This window comes from Deltaproteobacteria bacterium, assembly GCA_016235345.1.
Classification (GTDB): domain Bacteria; phylum Desulfobacterota; class Desulfobacteria; order Desulfobacterales; family Desulfatibacillaceae; genus JACRLG01.
Map to the genome: position 1 here is coordinate 232,568 of JACRLG010000028.1, position 22,658 is coordinate 255,225.

The 22,658-nt window shown below is 59.1% G+C and carries 23 protein-coding genes; 1 reads left to right on the plus strand and 22 read right to left on the minus strand.

Features of this window, described 5'->3' with window-relative positions:
• Window positions 1-149: 149 nt before the first annotated feature.
• From HZB23_14655 to HZB23_14750, 20 genes are all read right to left on the minus strand, one after another.
• Window positions 150-1,211: an MCE family protein gene (locus HZB23_14655; protein ID MBI5845897.1), complete on the minus strand. Its 1,062-nt coding sequence runs from the start codon at window positions 1,209-1,211 to the stop codon at window positions 150-152.
• Between the two features lie 4 nt (window positions 1,212-1,215).
• Window positions 1,216-1,902, minus strand: a complete 687-nt coding sequence (locus HZB23_14660) for a hypothetical protein (GenBank protein ID MBI5845898.1) — start codon at window positions 1,900-1,902, stop codon at window positions 1,216-1,218.
• A 9-nt stretch (window positions 1,903-1,911) separates the two neighbouring features.
• Complete coding sequence (locus HZB23_14665; GenBank protein MBI5845899.1) at window positions 1,912-2,706, minus strand: ABC transporter permease; 795 nt, start codon at window positions 2,704-2,706, stop codon at window positions 1,912-1,914.
• 325 nt (window positions 2,707-3,031) lie between these two features.
• Entirely contained in the window at window positions 3,032-4,468 is a 1,437-nt protein-coding gene (locus HZB23_14670; GenBank protein ID MBI5845900.1) for a coniferyl aldehyde dehydrogenase, read from the minus strand.
• Window positions 4,449-5,504 (minus strand): TRAP transporter substrate-binding protein DctP, encoded by a 1,056-nt coding sequence (dctP, locus tag HZB23_14675; protein MBI5845901.1) that lies wholly within the window; start codon window positions 5,502-5,504, stop codon window positions 4,449-4,451. Before dctP ends, HZB23_14670 begins: the two co-directional genes overlap by 20 nt.
• Window positions 5,505-5,539: 35 nt before the next feature.
• Window positions 5,540-6,727, minus strand: a complete 1,188-nt coding sequence (gene rseP, locus HZB23_14680) for an RIP metalloprotease RseP (GenBank protein ID MBI5845902.1) — start codon at window positions 6,725-6,727, stop codon at window positions 5,540-5,542.
• Between the two features lie 34 nt (window positions 6,728-6,761).
• Window positions 6,762-8,093: an aminotransferase class I/II-fold pyridoxal phosphate-dependent enzyme gene (locus HZB23_14685; protein MBI5845903.1), complete on the minus strand. Its 1,332-nt coding sequence runs from the start codon at window positions 8,091-8,093 to the stop codon at window positions 6,762-6,764.
• A gap of 480 nt (window positions 8,094-8,573) precedes the next feature.
• Entirely contained in the window at window positions 8,574-8,861 is a 288-nt protein-coding gene (locus HZB23_14690) for a hypothetical protein (GenBank protein ID MBI5845904.1), read from the minus strand.
• A gap of 423 nt (window positions 8,862-9,284) precedes the next feature.
• Window positions 9,285-10,565 carry a 2-hydroxyacyl-CoA dehydratase gene (locus tag HZB23_14695; GenBank protein MBI5845905.1) on the minus strand — a complete coding sequence of 427 codons (1,281 nt, stop codon included), beginning with the start codon at window positions 10,563-10,565 and terminating at the stop codon, window positions 9,285-9,287.
• A 184-nt stretch (window positions 10,566-10,749) separates the two neighbouring features.
• Window positions 10,750-11,370, minus strand: coding sequence for a Holliday junction DNA helicase RuvA (locus tag HZB23_14700; protein ID MBI5845906.1), 621 nt, complete (start codon window positions 11,368-11,370; stop codon window positions 10,750-10,752).
• Complete coding sequence (locus tag HZB23_14705; protein ID MBI5845907.1) at window positions 11,367-11,864, minus strand: crossover junction endodeoxyribonuclease RuvC; 498 nt, start codon at window positions 11,862-11,864, stop codon at window positions 11,367-11,369. The genes HZB23_14700 and HZB23_14705 overlap by 4 nt, the downstream gene beginning before the upstream one ends.
• 37 nt (window positions 11,865-11,901) lie before the next feature.
• Window positions 11,902-12,912, minus strand: coding sequence for a tol-pal system protein YbgF (gene ybgF / locus HZB23_14710; GenBank protein MBI5845908.1), 1,011 nt, complete (start codon window positions 12,910-12,912; stop codon window positions 11,902-11,904).
• A 177-nt stretch (window positions 12,913-13,089) separates the two neighbouring features.
• A complete protein-coding gene (locus tag HZB23_14715) occupies window positions 13,090-13,692 on the minus strand; it encodes an OmpA family protein (protein ID MBI5845909.1) in 603 nt (200 codons plus the stop codon).
• A gap of 109 nt (window positions 13,693-13,801) precedes the next feature.
• On the minus strand, window positions 13,802-14,503 hold the full coding sequence (gene pal, locus HZB23_14720; GenBank protein ID MBI5845910.1) for a peptidoglycan-associated lipoprotein Pal: 702 nt from the start codon (window positions 14,501-14,503) through the stop codon (window positions 13,802-13,804).
• Between the two features lie 264 nt (window positions 14,504-14,767).
• Window positions 14,768-16,204 carry a Tol-Pal system beta propeller repeat protein TolB gene (tolB, locus tag HZB23_14725; protein MBI5845911.1) on the minus strand — a complete coding sequence of 479 codons (1,437 nt, stop codon included), beginning with the start codon at window positions 16,202-16,204 and terminating at the stop codon, window positions 14,768-14,770.
• 15 nt (window positions 16,205-16,219) lie between these two features.
• Entirely contained in the window at window positions 16,220-17,146 is a 927-nt protein-coding gene (locus HZB23_14730; GenBank protein MBI5845912.1) for a TonB C-terminal domain-containing protein, read from the minus strand.
• Window positions 17,147-17,157: 11 nt separating this feature from the next.
• Window positions 17,158-17,613 (minus strand): protein TolR, encoded by a 456-nt coding sequence (gene tolR, locus HZB23_14735; protein MBI5845913.1) that lies wholly within the window; start codon window positions 17,611-17,613, stop codon window positions 17,158-17,160.
• Entirely contained in the window at window positions 17,610-18,326 is a 717-nt protein-coding gene (gene tolQ / locus HZB23_14740; protein ID MBI5845914.1) for a protein TolQ, read from the minus strand. The genes tolR and tolQ overlap by 4 nt, the downstream gene beginning before the upstream one ends.
• 245 nt (window positions 18,327-18,571) lie before the next feature.
• Window positions 18,572-18,745: a hypothetical protein gene (locus HZB23_14745; GenBank protein MBI5845915.1), complete on the minus strand. Its 174-nt coding sequence runs from the start codon at window positions 18,743-18,745 to the stop codon at window positions 18,572-18,574.
• 253 nt (window positions 18,746-18,998) lie between these two features.
• Window positions 18,999-19,262 (minus strand): hypothetical protein, encoded by a 264-nt coding sequence (locus HZB23_14750; GenBank protein ID MBI5845916.1) that lies wholly within the window; start codon window positions 19,260-19,262, stop codon window positions 18,999-19,001.
• A 548-nt stretch (window positions 19,263-19,810) separates the two neighbouring features.
• Here HZB23_14750 and HZB23_14755 point away from each other — a divergent pair.
• Window positions 19,811-20,677: an NAD(+)/NADH kinase gene (locus HZB23_14755; GenBank protein ID MBI5845917.1), complete on the plus strand. Its 867-nt coding sequence runs from the start codon at window positions 19,811-19,813 to the stop codon at window positions 20,675-20,677.
• 455 nt (window positions 20,678-21,132) lie between these two features.
• Here the strand turns inward: HZB23_14755 and HZB23_14760 are convergent, their stop codons facing one another.
• Together HZB23_14760 and HZB23_14765 are read right to left on the minus strand one after the other, a co-directional pair.
• Window positions 21,133-21,870 carry a YebC/PmpR family DNA-binding transcriptional regulator gene (locus tag HZB23_14760; GenBank protein MBI5845918.1) on the minus strand — a complete coding sequence of 246 codons (738 nt, stop codon included), beginning with the start codon at window positions 21,868-21,870 and terminating at the stop codon, window positions 21,133-21,135.
• A gap of 13 nt (window positions 21,871-21,883) precedes the next feature.
• Entirely contained in the window at window positions 21,884-22,618 is a 735-nt protein-coding gene (locus HZB23_14765; protein ID MBI5845919.1) for an RlmE family RNA methyltransferase, read from the minus strand.
• Window positions 22,619-22,658: the final 40 nt, after the last annotated feature.

Below are 22,658 nucleotides of genomic sequence, written 5' to 3' on the forward strand. Positions count from 1 at the left end.
TTAACCCTTCCAAACGGCGCAGCGTTAAGCCTGATCAAAAACGATGAAGTGCAAGGAAGGCGAGCGGCGCGGGAAGGAATAGTACTTTTCGTACATGACGACCCGCGCCGCGAAGTCTGACACAGCAATTCGCGTTTTTGGACAGGCGATCAAGGTCGCAGATCTGCGTCGGCGGACTTGGCTTCGGGCTCCGCCGGAACCCGGCTGCGGATTAAGGGAAGCTGCTGAACCGAGCGCACCACTTTATCGACCTCCCTCATGCTCTGGCGCACGTCGTCCATGCTCCTTTGTGTTGAATCCGTGAGCTTGGGCACGTCGTGGCTGGCCTTTTCCACGTTGGAAAGAATCTGGTTCACCTGGAGCATGGCCTTTGTGACGCCTTCCAATACCTTCTGAAGCTCGGCCAAGTCCACGTGGGCCTGGCTCACGGCCCCGCCCGCCTTGTTGGCCGTGCCGCCGATGCTCTCCACCGCCCCGCCCACCTTGCCCACGGTGCCGGGAATGAGCGCCGTGGCCTCCTTGGTGTGCCGCAAAATGGCGTGGATTTCCGCCATGTTGGCCTCTATGGCCACCAGAAGGCGGTCGCTTCGGATGGCCCCGCCAAGGGTGCCCTCGCCGCGCTCGATGGAGCCGAGAAGGCTTTCGGTGTGGGCCAAGGAGGCGTCCAGCTTGGCTATGGCCTTGAATAGCGGGCCTTCCTGGTCGTGCATCTGGTGAATGATCTCGGTCAATTCCTGAACCGCGAGAACCACCTTTTTCGCGGTTTCCTCCACCCGGAACTCATTTAAGATGTCGGTCACGGATTTTTTGGCCTCGGAGGGGATGACCCCGTTGGGAGGGATTTCCGGGGCCTTGGGGTCTCCGGGCTTGATGGAGACGTACTCCGCGCCTATGAGGGTGGGGCTTTCAACGGTGGTGACAGAGCCTTGCCGGATGCGGGGGGCGTAGGCGGAAAGAATGGCCAGGTCCACACGCACAAGGTCGCCTTCCAGCTCGATTTTCTTCACCTTGCCGATGTTGGCCTTGGCCATTTTCACCGGGGCCTTTTCGTCCAGGTTGTAGGCCTGATGAAAAACAGTGTAATAATGGACGTAGCTTCGGAACCAGTCCTTGCCCCTGCCTATGGCGGCAATGGTGGTTACCAGAAGAAGGGCGGTTATGACCAGAAACAGCCCGACGATTTTTTCCCGCCGCCTGTAAACCAGTTCCACTTTTTCACCTTGCCGGGGATTTTCGCTCGTCCACGTAAAGCGCGCCGCAGCTTATGCGCACGATCTTGGTGGCAAGCTCGTTCATCAGTTTTTGGTTGAAGGTGTAAAGCACCAGGGGCAAGCCCAGGGCCGCAAGCTCCCGGAGCCTTTCCAGGACCTGCATGTGGCTTGGGTGGTCCAGGTGCATGGATGGCCGCTCGATAATGAAAAGATCGGGGTTCTTCGCAAGCTCCCGCACCAGGATTGTGAGCCGCACATCCTCCTCGTAGGCCTGGGCGGGCCTCAGATCGAGCTTTCCCGCTATCTCGAAATGCCCGCACAGGGCCATGATGGCCGGATCGATTACGCTCGCGTCAACCTCGCCGAAATAATGCGCCGAAAAAAGCAGGGTCTCGCCCAGGGTGCGGTTGGAGAAAACCGCCGAATCGGATGCAACGTAGCCCACCCGGCGCTTGTAGGCAAGGGTCCTGCGATAGTCGGAAGCGTCGGCAAGTTGACCGTTATGATACAGTTCCCCCGAAAGCGGGCGCTCCAGGGCGGCCAGTGCCCGAAGAAAAAGGTGGGCGTCCTCGTTTTTGTCCGCCACCACCCCGGCAACCTCCCCCCGTTCGAGGGAAAACGAAAAGGGGGCCAATCCGTTTCCCTGGCCCCAGGGCGCGTAGGAGCAGTTTTTCAGTTCCACCACAGACATTCGCACCGCCTAAAGGTAGAAAAGAATCGACAGGAAGATATTGGCCGCCAGGATGTAAAAAAGGGTTTCCACGGCCCCGCCGGAGCAGGCAACGGGAATGGCGGTCATCTCCTTTTTCACGGTGAAGCCCCGGTGAAGGCTCACCACGGTGATTATCACTCCGAAAAACAGGGCCTTGGCGATTCCCACGGCTATGTCGCGGCCTCCCAGGGCCTTGGCCATCTGGGGCAGAAGCTCCTCCATCTTTATGTCCGTGAGGCTCCAGGCAAGGGCGTAGCCCCCGAATACCGCCGCAAGGTCGAATATGATGAAAAGCCCCAGCATGGCGGTGGTGATGCCCACCAGGCGCGGATAGCCCAATACGTGCATGGGGTCGATGCCGTAAAGCTCTATGGCCTCGATTTCGTTTAGAATCCGCATGTAGCTGATTTCGGCGGTAATGGCAACGCTGCTTCGCAAAATCACGATGAAGGCCGTGAGAAGCGGCCCCACCTCGCGTATGAGTATGAGGACGGTGATTTTCCCGAGGTCGTACTGGCTGGCCACCTTGCCGAACTGGACTATGAGCATCGCCCCGATGAGAAGGGCTATGGGGATGATGATGGGAAGGGCCTGGACGGCGGTGAAGTATATCTGCTCCACAACGATTCGGTGGACCAGGGGTTTTCCCACCAGGGGCTTTCGCACCGAGAGGGAAAAAAGGCGCCACGTGAAGGCCAGAAGGTCAGCCGCGTGGTGAAACCACGTGAGGCCGTACCGGCCCAATGCGCCAAGGGAATTTGAAACGCCTGAGGTTAGTTTCATGGCCCCCGTGATCGATGACGGTGAATACGCCCCGGTTTTCAGGACCGGGAAGCCATTGTAGCCTTAAGGCGGGAATACGTCAACAGCTCCGGGCAGTTGGGCCGCCCGCGTTGAAATTCCGCCCCGGCAACGCTTTTCAAGCACAGCAATGCTAAGGCTGGATACCAGTCTGAATATTGGCGATGAAGCGCAAGGAGAGCAAGAAGCCAATGAAGGAGCGTACCCGCCCAAGAAATCGCAGAGTTCTTGGGCTAAATCATAATGTTTGTACGTGACTGAAATTGGCTTCGCAGCACGACACAGCGATTCGCGTTTTTATCCAGCCTTAGCCCCAGCGGAGAAGCATTCGGAGTATGGCCATCAGGCTCCTGGGATAGGGCGGGCGAAGGAAGCCCTGGGTGTTGGGGGTTTTCTGCCAGAAGACCGCCTGCTTGTGGGAAAAGGCCTCGAAACCCTCCCGGCCGTGGTACTGGCCCATGCCGCTTTCGCCTACGCCGCCGAAGGGCAGCTCGTCCTGGGCCACGTGGAGCATCACGTCGTTCACGCAGGCCCCGCCGGAAACGGTTTTGGACAGGATGCCCTCCACAAGTTTCCGGTCGTTGTCGAACACGTAAAGGGCAAGGGGACGGGGCCTTTGGTTTATGAAGGCGACGGCCTGGCTCAGGTCGTCGTAAGGAACCACCGGCAGGACCGGGCCGAAGATTTCCTCCTGCATCACCCGCATTTCGGGCGTGGGGTCGAGAACCAGTGTGGGGGCGATTTTGCGCCGCGAAGGATAAAGGGTTTCGTTGGTGGGGTTTATGTGCTGGATCCGCGCCCCCTTTTGCTTGGCGTCATCCAGAAGGCCGTTGATGCGCTCGAAGTGGCGCTGGCTGATGATGGAGGTGTAATCCGGGTTGTCGGCCAGCGCCGGGTAGCTCTTGCGCCAGACGGCGGCGACCTTTTCGGCGAAGGCGTCAACCCTGGCCCTTGGGACCAGGGCGTAGTCGGGGGCAACGCAGGTCTGGCCCGCGTTGAATGCCTTTCCCAGGGCCACCCGGTCCGCCGCCAGGGAAAGATCGGCTGAAGGCCCCACGAGCGCCGGGGACTTGCCGCCAAGCTCCAGGATTACCGGGGTGAGGTTTTGGGCCGCTGCGGTCATTATGTGACGCCCAACTGTGGTGGAGCCGGTGAAGAGCAGGATGTCGAAGGCGAGCGCCGAAAAGGCCGCCCCCACCTCCGGGCCTCCGCAGACCGTGCAGACCCGTTCGGGCGGAAAGATTTCAGATAGCATCTCCTTCATGAGGGCGGCTGTGGCGGGCGCTTCCTCGGAGGGTTTCAGCATCACCCGGTTTCCGGCCGCCAGAGCTGTGGCAAGGGGCATGATGGCCAGGTAAAAGGGGTAGTTCCAGGGCGAGATTATTCCGGCCACCCCGCGCGCCCGGTAACGGACGCCTGCTTTTGCGGGCAGGAAGACCTTGTTGACGGGCCGGTTTTCCGGCTTCATCCAGGAAGCGAGATTCTTTTTGATGTGGCGGATACCGGCCAGGGTGGTGTAAAGCTCGGCCACGTAGGATTCGTGACGGCTGCGGTTGCCGAAATCGGCGTTCATGGCGTCCGCTATGTCATCGCATTTTTCGGCTATTTTGGATGCAAGGCGCGAAAGATCGGCCAGCCGGACTTCGCAGCAGGGCTCCCCGTCCTCCAAAAAGGCCTGCCTCTGAGCAAAAAGGGCGCTGGCCAGCTCCTTTTCGGGAGCGCGTTCAACGGTTTTTTCCGGCATTGTGAGCCCTTTCCCGGTATTCCTTGAGATACCCCAGAACCTCGTCCAGAAGCTCTTTCGGGTAATCCTTTCCTGCAAGTTTTTTCCACAGGGGAGCCACCTGTTTTTCCAGGCGGGCAAGCTCCGCCGGGGTCGTCTCCACCCTTTTGACCCCGTAGCGCACCATTGAATCCACGGCTTTTTTCGCCTCGGCGCGGTTTTTGGGGTTGAACTGGGCCGCAAGCTCCTCCCGGCCTTCAACCAAGCGATCCCGGTATTCGGCCTTGAGGGCCTTCCAGGGGCCTGTTCCGATTATTATTCCCGCCGGGGAGTATCTTATCGGAAGGGTGTTTATGTATTTTGTCACGGCGTGAAGCTGGGCCCCCACGGTGTAGAAGACTGGGGCCACGAAGGCGTCGGCCTCCCCGGTGCGAATCTTGGCCGAAAGCTCGGCCACCGAGCCGGAAACCGGAATTGCCCCAAGGGTTTTCAGCACTTCGGCCTCAAGGGGGCCGCACCAGTTCATGAACTTTCTTCCGGCGAAATCCGAAAGTTTCGTTATCGGGACCGAGGCCGAATAGAGTTCGTCAAAGTCCTGGTCGCCGTAATAGAGGTATTTCATGCCCCGGCGTTCGGCGTACCGGTCCAGGGTGGTGCGCAGCCGGTGGATGACGTAATCCACCTCGTCGTAACCCCGGAAAAGGAAGGGAAGCTGGAGAACGCCTGCTTCGGGCACCGCAAGAACCACGCCCCGCCCGGAAAAACCAGCGCCCTGTATGGTTCCCGCGTGTATCTGCTTCACGAAGGCCACGTCGTCGCCTAAAACGCCGTTGTAGTACCACTTGAAGACCAGGGTTCCGTCAGTGGCCTTTTTCACAGCCGGGGCCACCACGGTATCCAGCAAAATGGACCAGCCCACTCGCTTGGGGGCTATGGTGGCCAGTTTCCAGGTAACCGGTTCGGCCAGGGCCGCGCCCGAAAGCGGTGAAACAAGAAGCAGGCAGGCGGCAAGCATGGCCAGGGAAAAACGCCTTGCCGCCGACACGTGTGAAATCATGGCCCCCTCCTCGACGCGGGGAATTTTGTTGGGTGTCACAAACCGGTAATCCAGCGGATGACGTCGTTTACTACGAAAAAGATCATGATGGCAATGAGAAACACCATTCCGGCCTGGGTGGACAATTCCCTGATCCTAAGGCTTACCGGACGCCTGAAAACCGCCTCCAGAACGAAAAACAGGAGGTGGCCGCCGTCCAGCACCGGTATGGGGAAAAGGTTTATTATTCCGAGGCTTGCGGATAAAAGCCCCAGAAAGGAGAACAGGGTCCACAGGGTTCGCACAAGGTCCGAATCCATATTTTTCGTGATGGCCCCGGTGGTGCGGGCCATGGTGATAGGCCCGCCTATGGTCTCCCTGGCGCTCACCGTGCCCTTGAAAATCCTGGCCACCGTGCCGACGGTGAGATAACAGACCGTATAGGTCTGGCCCACAGCCTCCCGGATGGCCGCCACCGGGCCGCCCGGAACCATGAGGCTTGGGCCGGGGCCTATTCCTATGGTGTAGCGGCTTTTCTTCTCGCCGTATTCGTTTTGGCCCTGGGTTTTCCGGGGGCTGACGGAAAGGGCCACCTCGCGCAGAGGCCCTTTTTCGATGGTGCGCCTGAAATGGTGGGGGGCTGCGCCCAAAAGTCCCGCAAGGGGAAGGGCTGTGACCGGGGGTTTTCTTGAAACCACCACGCTTACCGGGCCTTGCCCCGTTTTCTGCACCAGGGGGGAGATTTCCTCCCAGGCGGTGATCTTCTCGCCGTTTATGGAAACAATGCGGTCTTCAGGCAGAAGCCCGGCGTGAAAGGCGGGGGAGTCGGGCATGACATCGCCTATCACGCTCGTGGAAACAGGAACTCCCCTGGCCATGAAAAAAAAGAAAAAAACCAGCACTGCCATGATGAAATTGGAAAACGGCCCGGCCACCACGATTATCATCCTGGCCCACACGGGCTTTAATGCAAAGGATACCGAAAGGCTCTCGACGGAAACCTCGGAGGTTGGGTCTTCGCCCGTCATTTTCACGTAGCCGCCGAAGGGGAGCGCACTCATTCGGTACTCGGTGCCGTTCTTTTTCCGGCTCCAGAGCGTGCGCCCGAAGCCTAAGGAAAAGACCTCCACCCCAACGCCCAGGCTCCTGGCGGCCAGAAAATGCCCCAGCTCGTGGACAAAGACCAGGATACTCAAAATAATCAAAAAAATAAGTATGTTGAAAAAAACCTGGGCAACGATCATGGCATCCTTTCAGCCGCCGGGCCAAGGGCTGTCGTCACGACAGGCGCATGCCCTTTTTCTCCAGGTCCTTCACGCCCCTGTAAATCACCTCGAAAATGTCCTTCACATCGTCTTTTTCAAGGCAGGAGAAGGCCACCCGTATGTCGGTCCTTCCAAGGGCAATCACTCCCACGCCGTATTCGTTCAGTATGTGGACCCGAAGTTCATCTGCGGGAACGGTCTTGAGCTTTAAGCACATGAAATAGCCGGAATTGAAGGGATAAACGCTCCAGGCGTCGCCGAAGGACGGGTCGGCCAGAACCTTCTTAACCTCAAAGGCCCGGTCCTTCATGATGCCGAACTTTTCGGCCTTTTCGGCGGCGTATTCGGGGGATTTCATGGCCGCGAGAACGATGGACTGGGACAGGTGGGAGGCGTTTGAGATGGTGCCCCGCACCGCCCCCGCCGTCTTGCGCTCCAGGGCCTCGTAGGCGGCCTTCTCCTTTCCCTGGGCGAATTTTGCCCCGTAGGTGATGAAGCCCACCCTAAGGCCCCACACGAAATCCTCCTTGGTGGCCCCGTCCAGCTTCACGGCGAGAAGCCTCTCGTGAGCCCCGGAAAGGCCAGCGAAAAGGGATTCTTCCATGCAGTCGTCTTCGTAGAAAAGACCGAAATAAGCGTCGTCGCACAGGGCCACCACGTTCACGCCGGATTCTGCGGTGCGGACCAGGATGTCCTTGACGGCGCTTGCCTCGCTTTTGGTGAGAGTGTAGCCGGTGGGATTCTGGGGAAAGTTCAGAAGCGCGATTATCTTGCCGTTTTTGGCGGCCTCTTCCTTTATTTTGGCCTCGAAGGCTTTAAGGTTGAATCCGCCCATTTCGTCGAAAAGCGCGTACTGGCTGATTCTGGCCCCGCGCCTGACGTTTAGGATAAGGTTGTAGTTGCCCCACATCTGGTCGGGCAGGATCACCACGTCGCCGGGGTCCACGAACATTTCGCCGAAAACGCAGATTCCGTGGGTGATGGCCTGGGTCACAACCGGAAGGCTCACGGTCTTTCCGGAAAGGCCGGGGTTTTTCTTGAACAGGGCCTCCTGCCACAGCTTGCGCAGCTCAAGAAGTCCGAAGGATGGGGCGTAGGTCAGGCAGTTGGATGGATCGATCCCCGGAATTTTGCCCATGACGCTTTTGAGGTACATGGGCTTTTTGCCTTCGGTGGCAATGCCTATGGTGGCGTTGTGGCGGTGCGCCTTCTCCTTGGCCTCGGCGCTCTGGGCCAGTATGCCCTTGGGGAAGAAGAGGCTTTTGCCCACGCTTGAAAGCATTGAAAAGACGTTTTCGTTGGCTGCGGATAGATTGTCGTTAAGTTCCCTGGCAAGCGGATTCATGGGGTTTGGTCCTTGATAGAACATTATTGATGGAGCCGGAAAAAGGCCCTGTTCGATGGACGCCCAGGGTGTCCAGGCGTAAAGGTTGACGCCCGAAATCCCCGGTTTCCATTAAAAAGCCCCGCCGAAAACCCAAAGGCTTTTTCCGGCGAGGCTTGTCAGCCTTTCTAAAAACGCGAATCGCGGTGTCGCATTTCAAAGCCAACTCCGCCACGTATATTGAATACGCTTGCTCGTTGGCTTTTCTTACTCCTTCGCGCTTCATCGTTTTTAGAAAGGCTTCGCATCCAGCCTTATTAAAGGGCTGTTATACCCTTTTCACATGGTTATCCGGTTTCGGCGGCCCGGCTGGGCCAGCCTGTGCGGCGTGGAGCCGGGCCTGCGAAGGTTTGGACGCAAGTCCGGCGTTCGGACAAAAAAATCCGCCCGGAATCCAGGCCCGTTTCGTTTCGGCACTTCTTTTTCCGGGCCTAAGAGGGGCTACTTGCCCTTGCTGGCCCGCTTGGACGCCTTCAAGGGATTCAGCTTGCCGCCCTCGGCGCTCTTTTGCGCTGCGGCCACGTGGGTTGCAAGGTTGCATACGCCGCGCTTCCACTTGGCGGCGGGGTCGGGGCAGGCAATGCAATAGGAGCCGTTTGAAAGTTCCACTGCCTTTGCGCAGCCCTTGCAGTTGTCAACGATGGGAAGACAGGTTCCTGCGGCGTAGGAGCAGCCCTTCTTGGACATGAAGCTGCATTCCGTGCCGTTTTTTGTCGTGGTGCACAGCATGGTTATAATCCTTGGCGCGATGGGGTTAAAATTTAGATTCTGTGATATCCTTGACCACAGCCTTTAATTTTTATCCGGGAAGGCCGAATGTGTCAAGGAATAGTTTGATGAAAAATTGCGAAACAAGGCAGGAAGAGGCCTCCGAAAAAAACCGGAGACCTCCTAAGGGGGTGTTCCAGGAGGAATTACCGGGCCAGAGGCTACCCGGAAACCTTCCATCCTGTGAGGCATCGGACCAGTCCCGCCCTGCCTTAAACGCCCTACGCCGTGCGGCGCTTCGCGTTTGCGGCCAGGCTTTTCAAAAAGCCTTAAAGGGCAGTGAAAGGTCCATTTCTAATATTGGCATCATTCGGCCATTGTCAACCCGGAAAAGCGGACGCCGGTTTCAGGGCGAAACCGGTATCCGCTCTTTCGGGCTCTTTTTCAACGGGCGATGGTTTCCAGAAACGCGCCCACCCTCGTGCTTATCTGGCCCATGTCTTCGGCGGCGTAGTCGGTTTCCAGCCGCAGCACCGGCAGTTTCCTGGCCGAGAGTGCGCCCGCAAGGCCGCCCGATTCCATGAGGTAGGGCGTGCAGAACTGAAGGGAATAGTGGATCACCCCGTCTGCGCTGTAGTCTTTGCCCATCTGCTCCACGTGCGAAACCCGGTCCGGGTTGGGAGTGAAAACCGCGCAGTCCACCTGAAAATATCGGTCGACAAGGGCTTCGATCAGGCCGTCCACGGTGTCGGCGGAATCGTCCACGAGGTTGCGCACGCCGCGCTCGCCGGTGCAGAGCTCCTCGCCCACTATCACCGCGCCCAGGCTTTCGACCAGGGCCGGAACCTTCCAGTTGGGAACCGCCATGGGGCAGCCCGAAAGAAGGAGACGCGCCGCGCCCCGGGGGCAAACTCCTATTCCGTCCCTAATTCTTTGTGAAAGCTCGTCGCAGATTTTGTTGACTGATTCGGTGAACCTTGCCGGATTGTCGTAGAAGGAGACCTGGTTGACCAGAAGCGCGTCCAGGCCGGAGATGGGCGAGGGGTCGGCGGCCCGGAGCCTAGCCAGCCGGTGCAGGGCCTTTCTCTTGGCGTTCACCGTGGCGATGCCCGATTTCAGGCTTTCAACGCTTATGGTTTTTCCGGTCAGGTTTTCCACGGCCTTTAAAAATTTCGTGAATTCCGCCTTCATCAAGGCCCGGCCCTCGGCGGATTTCATCTGGGGAAGGTCCATGACGTAAAGGTTCTTCACAAGCAAGCCCAGAATCTCGTAGGCCTTTTTCTTGCCGTCGCAGGTGTTTTCGCCCACGATCATGTCGGCGGCTTCCAGGTAGGGGCAGACCTTGCCCAACTTGAACCCGAAGGACGACTTAATGAGGGCGCAGGTGTTTGCGGGAAGAAAGCGGTGAACCTCCTCCACCGCGAAATCCGCGCCCGCGCAAAGGCCCACCAGGGTGGCGTTTCCGGCCAGGGCGATTTCCTCCGGCACGAAAACGCAGTAGGAGCCGATTATCTTGCGCCCGGCGGCTTTTTCGTCCAGAAGCTCCCTTATGCGGAGCCCGTGGACCTCGCTCATGACAAAATCGAAATACCCCATGCCCTGGGGCCGGTTTTTCTGGGACATGTAAATATCGCCGTAAGCCTTTCCAAGAACGGACAAAAGGGCGTCGTGGGCCGCGAGATCAAGCCCTAAATCCTGCCACATGGCGCGATAATCTTCGGACATGGTTTTCTCCTTAAAGGGTGGGATGGGTTAAGGGCGCACGGGGGCGGCCTTGGAGGGATTTAAAGAGAAAAAGTCTATAGGTCAAATTGATTAAATTAATAGCAAGAAAAGCGGGAATTGACAATATCTATCTGGAAAGGGCGGAGGGGGGTAAGGCGTAAAAAAGGTCAGGCGGGAAGGGGGTTCACAAAGCGCCCCGGTAGACCTCGTCGAAGAGTTCTTCGGGCGTTGTTATGTCCGGCCTGCGCAAGAGGGCCTTGGTTATCATGTCTTTGGCCTCGTTCGGGGAATGGCCCAACTGGCGGGTGAGGACGTCGGTCACCTGCTCCACGGCCCCCCTTGTTTCCTCCAAAGGTTCGATCCCCGGGGTCGGCCCGGCGTGGGTATCCACGAAGCGGCCCAGCTTGCCGTTTAGGGTGGCCACTATCTTGTCCGCAGTGCGCTTCCCGACCCCCTTCAGGCGCAGAAGGGCGCGGGAGTCGCGGTTTTCCACGGCAAGGGCGATCTCGGTTATGGGTATGCACAGGGCGGCCACGGCCTTTACCGGGCCTATGTCCTCCACCGAAAGGAAGACCTCGAAAAATTCTCGTTCCTCTTCGGAGTTGAAACCGATGAGAAGCGGCTTGGGGGAGCGCTCGGTCTGGTGCCAGTAGATGAAAAGCCGCAGAAAATCGCCGGGCCCGGTTCCCGCAAGGCTTTCGGCCACTACCTGGGGGAGGAGGACCTCGTAGCCGACCCCATTGGCCAGCACCATCACCCGGTCGTCTTTTCTGCGGAAAAGGCTGCCTTCGATGTATCCGATCATGGAGATTTCCGGGAAAAGGGGGAAAGGCCCCGGTAGAGGCCAACCAGGGCCAGGGCCAGGGCGTCGGATGCGTGGGAGGGGCGTATGGCCTCGGTGCGGCCAAGCCTGCTCCGCACTGCCAGCTCAAGCTGCTCCTTGGTGGCGGAGCCGTTTCCGGTGAGAACCTTCTTGGCCTCCCGGACGGCCACCTCCTCCACGCTGACCCCGCAGAAGGCCCCGGCTGCCATTATGGCCCCCGTGGCCTTTCCGAGGAGAATGGATGACTTGGGATGGCGGGAAAGGGTGTAGACGCCTTCCACGACGATGAGGTCGGGCTTTTTCGCCTCCACGGCGGCCCTTATCTCCTCGAAAATGTGCAGGAGCCGAAGGCTCGTGGCAGTGGAGGCCGCAGTGCGGACCACCCCGAAGGAGTAGGCGGCCACCCGGAGGCTGTCGCCCGTGACCACCGCAAGCCCGGTGGAGGCGAGGCCCGGGTCTATGCCCATTACTATCACGGCGTGCGAATTTTCGCCCAAGGCCCCTTGCTGGGTCTCATTTGAGGCCTTCCAGCTTCTTCTTGGCCTGGGTCGCCTCGCTGGACTTGGGGAACTTTTTGATGAGCTCCCGGTAAATGAGCCCGGCGTTTTCCTTGTCTTCCATGGACTCGAAGCTCATGGCCTGGCGCAAAAGCGAGGCCGGGACCTTGTCGCCAGCCGGGTATTTTTCGATAACCGTCTGAAATTCCAGTATGGCCCGCTCGTACCATTTTTCCTGGAAATAGGTTTCACCCACGTAATACTGGGCGTTGTCCGCCAGCTTGGCCCCACCGAAGCGGGAAAGGAACTCGGTGAGATAGATGCGGGCGTCCTCGTATTTCCCCTCTTCCACAGCTTCCTTGCCCTTGGCGAAAAGGTCCTTTTCGTTCAGTGACTTGGCTGCGGTTTCCACGGGAACCGCAGGGACCTCAGGGGGCGCTTGCTCGGTAACCGTCGGAACGACAGGCGGGGCGACAACCGGGGCTCCTGGCGGAACCACGGCAGGAGCGGCAGCGGGCGGCGGGGCCTGCGTTCTCGCGGCGGATGTCGGGGCCTGTCCGGGCTTTCTCCCGCCCTCAACGTCCACGAAATCCTCAAGCCGGGAAAGCCGAACATCCATGCGGGAGATGATTTCCTCCATGCGGTTGATGGCTTCCTGGCGCTTTTCAAGGTCGTGGGCGGCTTCCTCGGCCTCGCCGGTCACCTTTCGGAAATCGCTTCTGAGGGCGTCGATCTCAACCCCGAAACGGGCAACCTGGTCCCTCATGGTCTGCATGTCCGAGGCCTGGGTTCTTTCGGCTTCAGCCAGGGCCCTTTCCAGGGCCGCTATGCGCTTGTCCTTCTTGCCGGTTTCCGTCTCCAGGAAGGCCAGGCGTTCGTCGATCCGCGCCTGGGAACGCGCCACGGTCTCCTGCTGCTGTTCTAAGGTGTAGGCCCTTCTCGCCACCGACTGCATGTCGTCCTTGGAGGCGCAGCCCGTTATCAGGGCAAGGCTTGCGACACACACGAGAAATCTTGCTTTTCCCATGACATCTCCGCAAATGGGGCCGCCCTTCGGGCGGATTGGCTCCGTCCGAAGGGCAAGTGTGTTTCAGGCAAAGGGACCGCCTGGAAACGGAGTCTGGGCGCGGTAAAATCCTTCCTTTCCGGCTTGCGGGAAAGGAAGGATTTGCGCCTTAAGGCAGCCTCCTGAAAACGCTAACAGCTATTTTATGATGAATTCGCCACGGCGGTTCATGGCCCAGGCAGCCTCGGTGGACGCTTTGTCCAGGGGCGCTTCCGCTCCCATGCTCACGGCCTCCATGCGGTCTGCGGCGATGCCCTTTTTCACCAGGTAGTCCTTGATGGCGTCGGCCCGGCGCTGGCCAAGGGCCAGGTTGTAATCGGCGGTTCCGCGCTCGTCGCAGTGGCCCAGGATGGTGGTGGTGACCATGGGGCTCGCCTTGAGGAATTCGGCCTGCTTGTCGAGAATGGGGATGTCCACGGCGCGGATGAGGGCCAGGTCGTAGTCGAAATGGACCAAAGCCTTTTCAAATTCCTCGCGGGTTGCGCGGAACTTGGCTTCGCGGTCGTCAACCGCCGCCACTTCCGATGATACACCGGCTTCGCGCTCAGAGGACAGCGAGCTGGCGGCCACTTCCTCGGCCTCGGTGGAGCTGGAGGCTTCGGCTCCCTGTTCCGATGAGGAACTGACCGGGACAATCGCCTCCGGCTGGGGAGCCGATACGCATTCCACGGCCTTTATGGGGCCCGTGGACCCGTCAACGCCCGGCCTTGACACGCAGGCCGTGAAGGTCAGAAGGAACATCGCTGCAACCATCAAGGCCAAACGGATTTTCCAGGTCTTTTTCATGGTCGTTTTCTCCTTGCTGTAATGCGCTTGGGGTGTTTCGTGAGAGCCGAAGACCGGCCTCTGATCATTTGACCTGAAACGCCACCCTGCGGTTTTTTGCCCAGGCGTTTTCGTCGTGGCCCTTGTCAGCGGGCTCTTCCTCGCCCATTGAAACGGTTTCCAGGGTGCCTGCCGGTACTCCTTTTTCAGACAGGTACTGGCGGACGGTTTCGGCCCGGCGCTGGCCAAGGGCAAGGTTGTAATCGGCGGTTCCGCGTTCGTCGCAATGCCCCGAAAGAAGAATTTTCACCGTTTTGTTGGCCTTGAGCGTCCCCGCCGCCTGATCCAGGACCGGCAGGGCGTCGGCGCGAAGGTCTGCGGAATCGAAATCGAAATACACGGCAAAGGTTGAAAGCCTGGCTTTTGCCTCGGCGTCCAGGGCCCCCGTGGGAGAAACAGCCGCCTGGGCCGCCGCAAGGCGCGCTGCGGCAAGTTCAGCCGAATATTCTTCATCCCCGGAGGCTGCCTTCTCCCTGGCGGAAAGGGCGGTTTCGCCGGTATCGGGCTCGTCGGGAATCGGGGTTGAGGTGATTTCGTCCTGCTGGGGTGCGGTGCCAGAGGGCTCTCCGGGCTTGTCAGCCGACGCCGTTGCGTCTTCTCCCGGCACCCCGGAACCCACTGCGGTGGTCGTGGGCATGACCGTGTCTTTTTTCGGGCACCCGGAAAAAATCATCAGTGCGATCAGGGCCGCAACCAGCAAGACTGCGGTATTTACGGAAGTCTTCATCTGAACCTCCCTTAGTATTTCAATCAAATTGAACCCGTTCAAAAACCGCCCGCCACAGGCCTGATCAAAACCACCCGCCCCAGGCGTCATTAAAACCACCCGCCCCAGGCGTCATTAAAACGATGAACACGGCGTGCGAGCGAGTGGCGAGGGAGCGTACCCGCCCAAGAAATCGCAGAGTTCTTGGGCAAAATCAAGATGTTCGTACGTGACTGAAATTGGCTTTGCCGCTCGACACAGCAGTTCGCGTTTTTATGTCGCCTGTCAGCGGAAGAGGCGCGGCGACCAACTGGGCTGCGTCTGCTCGCCCGACATTTTGAAAAGCCTGCGCTGATTCTGGCCGTTTGCGTTCATTATGTAGATTCGGGACGGCCCCTCCCTGGTGGAACTGAATGCTATGAAATTGCCGTCCGGCGACCACGTGGGGCTTTCGTTGTCGTGGCTGCCGCTCGTGAGCTGGGTCGGGTTCTCGCCGCCCGCGCCCATCACGAAAATATGGAAAACGCCTTTTTTATCGCCCGAGAAGGCTATGCTTTTCCCGTCCGGGCTGAAACGGGGCTCGGTGTTGTATTTGCCGGAAAAGGTCAGGCGCTTGGCCGAGCCTGTTCCGGGGCTCATTTTGTATATCTGGGGCGAACCGCTTCGGTTGGAGACGAAAACTATTTTCGAGCCGTCCGGCGACCATGACGGGGACACGTCTATTCCCCAGTCATCCGTTAATCTTTTAATGATTTTCCCGTCTCCCGTCAACGTGTAAATCTCCGGGTCCTTGGTCAGGGAGAGAGTGGCGGCCAGTTCAAAGGCTCCGGGACGCCAGCGGGGGGTAATGTCCATGCTGGAATGGGAAACGGCCCTGGTGCGGTTGGTGCGCCTGTCTAAGATGTAGATGTGGGGCGCGCCGTCCCTGTAGGCGGTGTAGGCTATGTGCCTTCCGTCGCCGGACCAGTCGGGCGACATGGCTATGCGGCTCTTGCTGGTAAGCTGCAACTGGTTTGCGCCGTCGAAGTCGCAGACGTGGATTTCCTTGTGGCCGCTGGTGGTGGAGACAAAGGCAATCCTTGTGTTGAAAACCCCCTCGCTTCCTGTGAGGTGCCTCATCACCTCGGCGCAGAACTTCATGACCGCGCCCCGCACGCCCATTGCGTTGGGGTATTGACGCCCGAAGATCATGCGCCCGTTCACCGGGTCGAAAAGCCTTAAGGATAGGGAAAGGTTCTGCCCCGTAGCCCCCACCTCGCCGGTGATGAGAAGCTCGGCCCCTATGGCGGACCAGTCGGCGTAGCGCAGGCTGTCCTCGGACGCGCCGGAGAGCTTCACCAGATGGCTTTCCGGGGGAAGCACCTTGAAAAGCCCGGTGAAATCGAGGGTTTCCTCGCACAGGTCGCGGGCCTCGGAGGCTGCGGCGAAGGCCGGGGGCTTTCCGGGAGCCTGGACAAAGGCCGGGATGGCTATGGGAATCTTCCTGAGCTTGGGATCGTTTATGGTCAAGTCTATCCGCTGGGATGAAAGCGTGGGAGAGGTCACCAGGGTCGCGGCCCGCGCCTCGGAGGGGGCTGTGGCCGGGCCTGAGAAAGCCGCCTGAGGGGCATTGGATACCACAGGGCCTTCGGCCTCCACCATACGCGCTCCGGGAAGGGCGAGCAGGGCAGCGGCCAGGAAAACAAAACGGAAAAAAACCAGCAATTTTTTCTTTTCAGTCATTTGATCCCCGAATCGTTACTCGGGCGGAATAAAGATAAGCCCGATCTGGAACCTGTCGTCCGCGTATGTGGGAGGCAGGGGCGGCGCAGGATTGGATTTTTTAATGGCCTTGTCCACCGAATCGTCGAAATAGGCATTGCCCGAACGTTGCTCGAAAAAGTGGTCGGCTATGGTCCCGTTGCGCATGATGGTTACAAGTACACGGGCCTCCAGGTTTTTGTTTCGCCCTGCAAGGCTGGACTCGAAGGCCCAGTGGGCATTTATGTGTTTATTCAAAATGTCGTATACGTAAAACTGCATGATCTTGGGCAGGGCCACCGCGTCGGAAAGACCTTCTCCGCCAGGAAGCCCCGAAGATACACCCGTCTGGCCGACGCCCACTGCTGCAAGCCCGCCCGGCGAAGCGCCCCTTTTTTTAAGCGCGGCAATGGCCTTGGCCACGGAATCGGGCCTGCTCCTTGCTTCCACCTTTTTGGAAAGGGCGGCCAGTGCCCTTTTCTTGGCGGCGTCAAGGTCTTCTTCGGGCTCAACGGACTCTGCCGGTTTCGGTTCCGGAGCTTTTTCCGGGGCCTTGGCCCCTGTTTTCTCCGCCGGTTTTTCCACGGGCTCCGGGGGCTTGATCTCGGCCTTTTCAACGGGCTTGGGCAAAGGTTCCGGCGTGGGGGGCTCCTCGGGCTCCTCCACCACGGGTTCGTTTACGGGCTCCTCGGCTTTGGGCAGGGCGCCCGCCGGGGCCGCCGACCTTGGAGCAGGCGCGTAAGCGGCCATGTTCATGAGGTCAACCGTTACGAAGGGCACGGGCGGCGCGGCCTTTGGCATGAAGGAGGGCAGAACGAAAAGGGCTATGCCAAAAAAAAGATGGCAGGCGGCGGAAAGGCCCAGCATGCTCATCAAAAGCCGCTGGTCGTTCCTGTATAGTCGTGTGCGTGCGGCCATCGTCATGGAGGCTTTTTTCAGCGATTAACAGCCGGTTTTTCAACTTTTCCGCCGCTGGCCGGAGACGCGGGCGCAGGCTCGGTGACAACGCCCAGCTTGTCTATCCCGGCCTCCTTGACGGCGGCCATCACCTGGACCACCACGCCGTATGGAGTATCCTTGTCCGCCCTCAGAAAGACCCTCTGTTCGGGCCGCCCCTGGTGCATGGCCGAAAGCTTGGCCGTAAGGGTGGGCAGGTCGGCCTTGTAATCGTTTATGTAGATTTCCCTGGCCCGGTTTACCGATAGCACCAGGTTGTCGTCGGTGGAGTCCATGGGCGCGGCGGACGTCTGGGGAAGGGCCACCGCAACCCCCTGGATCATCATTGGGGCGGTGACCATGAAAATTATGAGAAGAACCAGCATGACGTCCACCAGGGGGGTCACGTTGATCTCCGCCATCAGCCTGCCTTCGTCGCCTCCGCCGCCTGTCATTGGCCTGCTCCGGGATTCTTTGCGAGGTTGCGTTCCAGAAGGTTCAGAAGATCCGATGAAAAGGCCCGCATGTCGGATTCCACAACGCGGATTTTGGACAGGAAATGATTGAAGGCGATGACTGCGGGAATGGCAGCCGCAAGCCCCGCCGCCGTGGCGATGAGGGCCTCGCTGATGCCGGGGGCCACAACGGCCAGGGAGGCCGAACCGGAGGCCCCTATGCCCCGGAACGAGTTCATTATGCCCCATACCGTGCCGAAAAGGCCTATGAAGGGGGCGGTGTTGCCGGTTGTGGCCAGAAAGGGCACCCACTGGGACAGGCGGGTGGTCTCGGTCTGCATGGCGCGCCTTAGGGTGCGCTCCACGTTCTCGGTGACGTCCAGCCGGGCCCCGCCGCCGTCCGCCGCAGAGGCCGCGTCGGTCTGGATCTGGGTGGACCGGGTGAACTCCTTGTAGGCCGCGTGAAAAACGCGGGCCACCGGCGAGTTGGGGTAGCGCTTGGCAAGGGCGCTCACCTTGCCCAAGTCCCTGTTTTCCCAGAAGGCTTCCAGAAACTGGGCGTTTTCGAGGCGGGCCTTTCGGAGTTGAAGGCCCTTGGTGAAAATCACCGTCCAGCAGCCCACCGAAAAGGTGAGAAGGGCCAAAAGCACGAAACGCACCATCAGCCCGGCGTTGATTATGAGATGAAGTATTTCGGTGTCCGTGGAACCCATTTTTTCCTCTTCGGGACTTCGCGGGCCGATGGCGAAGCCTTTATGGTGCAAAGGGTTTTAGAGTCAAGAATCCGTTTGCTGGAAATATTCACCGATGATTGAAAAACGGAGAGACCTCGCCCCTTTTTGGGGCCACACAATATTAAGGGAGGGGGGCCGGGATGTCAAGGACGGCTTCTTGCATAAACGGGTAAACGTATTTGAAAGGCTATGGGGAATCGTAAACGGCGGGATGCATGTTTCGGTCAGGGGCCGGCCTTTTCGGGCGTGATCCCATCCGCCTGGGCCTTAGCGGTGGCTGCGGGCCGGGCCTTCACAGCCGGTACGAAAGGGTCGTCCTTTGCCCCGCATCCGAAGAAAACCAGGGGGCACGCCATGAGGGCGAAAAGGGCTATCAGCCCGCCAAGAGATTTTTTCATGGGGTTTTCCGCGACGAGATATGATGCTGTCCAAAAACGAGGCAACCTGTACGCAAAATATCAGCCTTCCTAAAAACGATGAAATGCAAGGCGTGCGAGCGAGCGGCGAGGGAGCGTACGCTGTTGTACGTGACCGAGCCGCGAGGCGACGCACAACGCAGCAGTTCGCGTTTTTAGGAAGGCTGATAAAAGGCACAGGGGGCGGGGGTTAACCCCGTCCCCTGTTTTTCATGCCTGAACCGAAGTTCGTTCCTTACGGAGCGGGAGTGGCCTCGGGAGCAGGAGCCTCGACAGGAGCCTCGGGAGCGGTTGCTTCCATGGTGGGCTCGGTCACCGGGGCGGCCTCGGCAACAACCGGGGTCACGTCTGCGGGCACGGGCGGCGCCACGGGCTCGACAACCTCGGGCGGCGTGATGGGCGCTTCCTCAGCCTTTTCCTTCGGCTTGCAAGCCACGAACACCAGCGCGAAGCAGAAAATCACCGCCAGAACGATAAAAAGTTTACTATTGCGCTTCATTACAACCCCTCCTTTTTTTCCTTGATCACCTTGGATTATGGGCTTTGGGCCCTTTTCGCCCGATTTGAGCGGGCGAGCGGGGAAGATAGAAGAACGAATCTCCCCTGTCAACTGGAAAAAACATATTTCAAAAAAAAGCGGTCTTTACGGCCCTTTTTGGGCATGAAAACAAAAAACCGGCCGTTTCGGACACGGGCTTTTATCACCGCCCTTCAAAGGATGCAAGTCCCCATGCGAACCCGTCAAAAGCCCGGGGAAATCATTTTCAGCCATCCTTATGTATTGGGAATTTTCGGCGAAGCTGCTTCATCTGCCGAAAAGGCTTAATAGACAGTGGTTTTCGGGCCGGGGCCTTACGGATGATGAGACAAAGCCGTTTTCCCGCAAGCCCGCTGCAAAAAAACCCTTGCCGTCGCCCCTCAACCCCGTTTACAGTGTTCATAGAAAACAGCCCGGCCTTGCCTCGATTGAAAAAATCAATGGCGCTCATGTAAGGCCGCACACGAAATCTTATTGTCTTGAACAAGCGGGAACGCTATCACATTAAAATGCATACAACAACAAAAAAAATCGCCCTTTTCGTAAAAGACGACGGACCCGCCCTGGAAAAGGCCCGTGAGCTTTCCGGGTGGCTGGCCGGAAAAGGAGTCAGCGTGCTTTTCGAGATATGCGGCCCGCCTGTGCCGGACGTTCTGGCCCAAAGGGCCGCTCACGCGCCGCCGGACATCTTCTGCGTGCTGGCCTTGGGCGGCGACGGAACCTTTCTGTCGGCGGCCCGCTGGGTGGGCGACCTTTCAACCCCCATCCTGGGGGTGAAATTCGGCGAAGTGGGCTTTCTGTCGGAAATCACCCACGATCAGGCCTTTGGCGCGATGGAGGCCATTCTTTCCGAGAGCTTTTCCGTGGAGCCCAGAACCCGCCTGGATGTCACCGTCACCAGAAATTCCGAAACCGTCACAAGGCAGACGGTGCTGAACGACGCGGTGCTGGTCCAGCGCACCCTGGCCCGGCTCTCTTATATAGAGGTGCACGTTGACGGCCAGTATCTCACCACCTACCGGGCGGACGGGCTCATCGTGGCCACGCCCACCGGCTCCACGGCCTACAGCCTGGCAGCGGGCGGCCCAATACTGCACCCTGCGGTGAAGGGCACCATACTATCCCCCATCTGCCCCTTCACCCTCACCAACAGGCCCCTGATCGTGCCGGACTCCGCGAAGCTGGAACTGAATCTCAAAAGCCCCTCGGAAACGCCCGTTACCCTCACCTTCGACGGCCAGGCCGGAATGACCGTGGGCACCGAGCACATCATCACCATCACCCAGGCCCGGACCCCCACCAACATCATAAGGGTGGGCGGACAGCACTACTTTGATGTGCTCAAGACCAAGCTCCGCTGGAGCGGCCGCCTGTGAAGCCCGCCTAAAACGCGAATCGCTGTGTCACGCATCAAAGCCAATTTCAGTCACGTACGAAAAAGTACGCTCCTTCATTGGCTTTTCGCGTTCCTTGCGCTTCATCGTTTTATCCGGGCTTCAAGCCCCTGCGCCAGCCCTGTCTGCGGCTTCTATATGAATTATGAAAGTCTATAGCAGGTTGGGTGGTTCTGCCCGAAGGGCAGGTTCACCCAACCTACCGGTGCTTGCATTTCATCGCTTGCGCCTGCCCTGTCTGCGGCTACAAAATCAGCTTGGAAAAAAACGCCCGGAAACAATCTTCAGCACTGCTCGCTGTTGCCCCTTACCCGCCCGGCGCGGCCAGGGCGGCTGAAAGCGATGAAATGCAAGGAAGGCGAGAAGCGCGGGGAGGAATAATACTTGTCGTATATGACCGACCCGCGCTACGAAGCCTGACACAGCAGTTCGCGCTTTCAGTCGCCCTGGAAGTCGGGGAAGTCGGCGTTGGTGGTGACATTCTGCACGTCGTCGCAGTCGTCCAGGGTTTCCAAAAGCCTCATCATCTGCTCGGCTTCCTTGCCCGCCAGAGCCACGGTGTTCTGGGGGACCATGGCCACTTCGGCGTCGGTGAAGGGGATTCCCGCCTTTTCCAGGGCCTCTTTCACGGTCTCGAAGTCTTCAGGGGAGGTCTGGACCTCGAAGCTGTCGTCCTGGTCCACCACGTCCTCGGCTCCGGCGTCCAGGGCCACTTCCATGAGCTGGTCTTCGGAGGCCTTGTCCTTGGCCACGGTCATGGTGCCTTTTTTGGAGAACATCCAGGCCACGCAGCCGGACTCACCCAGGTTGCCGCCGCACTTGGCGAAGATGTGGCGCACATCCGCCGCTGCCCGGTTCTTGTTGTCGGTGAGCACGTTGACCAGGACCGCCGCTCCGGCCGGGCCGTAGCCCTCGTAGGTGAATTCGTCGTAGCTCACGCCCTCGATTTCGCCCGTGCCCTTTTTTATGGCCCGTTCGATATTTTCCTTGGGCATGTTTTCCGCCTTGCCTGCCAGGACTGCGGTGCGCAGGCGCGGGTTGCCGGAGAGGTCGCCGCCGCCCATGCGCGCCGCTATGGTGATTTCCTTGATAAGGCGGGAAAAAATCTTGCCCCTCTTGGCGTCAGCCGCGCCCTTCTTGTGCTTGATGGTGCTCCATTTATTATGACCTGACATCCTCTTACCTCCCTTATTGATTTTGGGGCTTTTCGGCCCCGCTTGTTTTCACGTCGGATTTTTTGCCGGAAGCTATGATGTATATTTCCCGGCTTTCCTTGCGGCATGCTTCGGGCTTGAAAAGCCGCGCGCCGGAAAAGCGGTTTTTGACCAGGCGGAAAAAGGCGTCAAAGCCTTCTCCCTGGAATATCTTGCACACGAAGCCGCCGCCGGGCTTAAGCACCTCGCAGGCGAGATTAAGGGCAGCCTCGCAAAGCGCCGCCGAGCGTATGGCGTCAACATCGCGGAAGCCAGTGGTGTCCGGGGCCATGTCCGAAAGCACAACGTCGTAGCCTCCGCCCAGAAGCTCACGGTCATGTTCGGAAAGCTCGAAAATGTCAACCGCCATGCTCCGGGCGTTCTTGGGAAGGGCTATTGCGACCGGGTTGCGATCAAGCCCCACTGCCCGGCCCTTGCCGCCGACCTGCCTCGCCGCGTACAGAAGCCACGATCCGGGGGCGCAGCCAAGGTCGAGCACCGACATTTCCTGCCGGAAGAGCCGGAAGCGCTTGTGGATTTCCTCCAGCTTGTAGACGCTCCGGGCCGGATACCCCTCCTTTTTGGCTCGTTCGGCGTAATGATCGAACCAGGGGTTTTTCGGATTTTTTTTGACGAGTGATGCGATGCCGCTTCCCCGATCATTTGGGCAAATTTTTGAGACTAAGCAATATCGCCTTATATTACGGTATGATAGGATTGAAAACCCCATGCCGCAGACAGGCTTGCGGCCAACCCATAGCATCATTTGT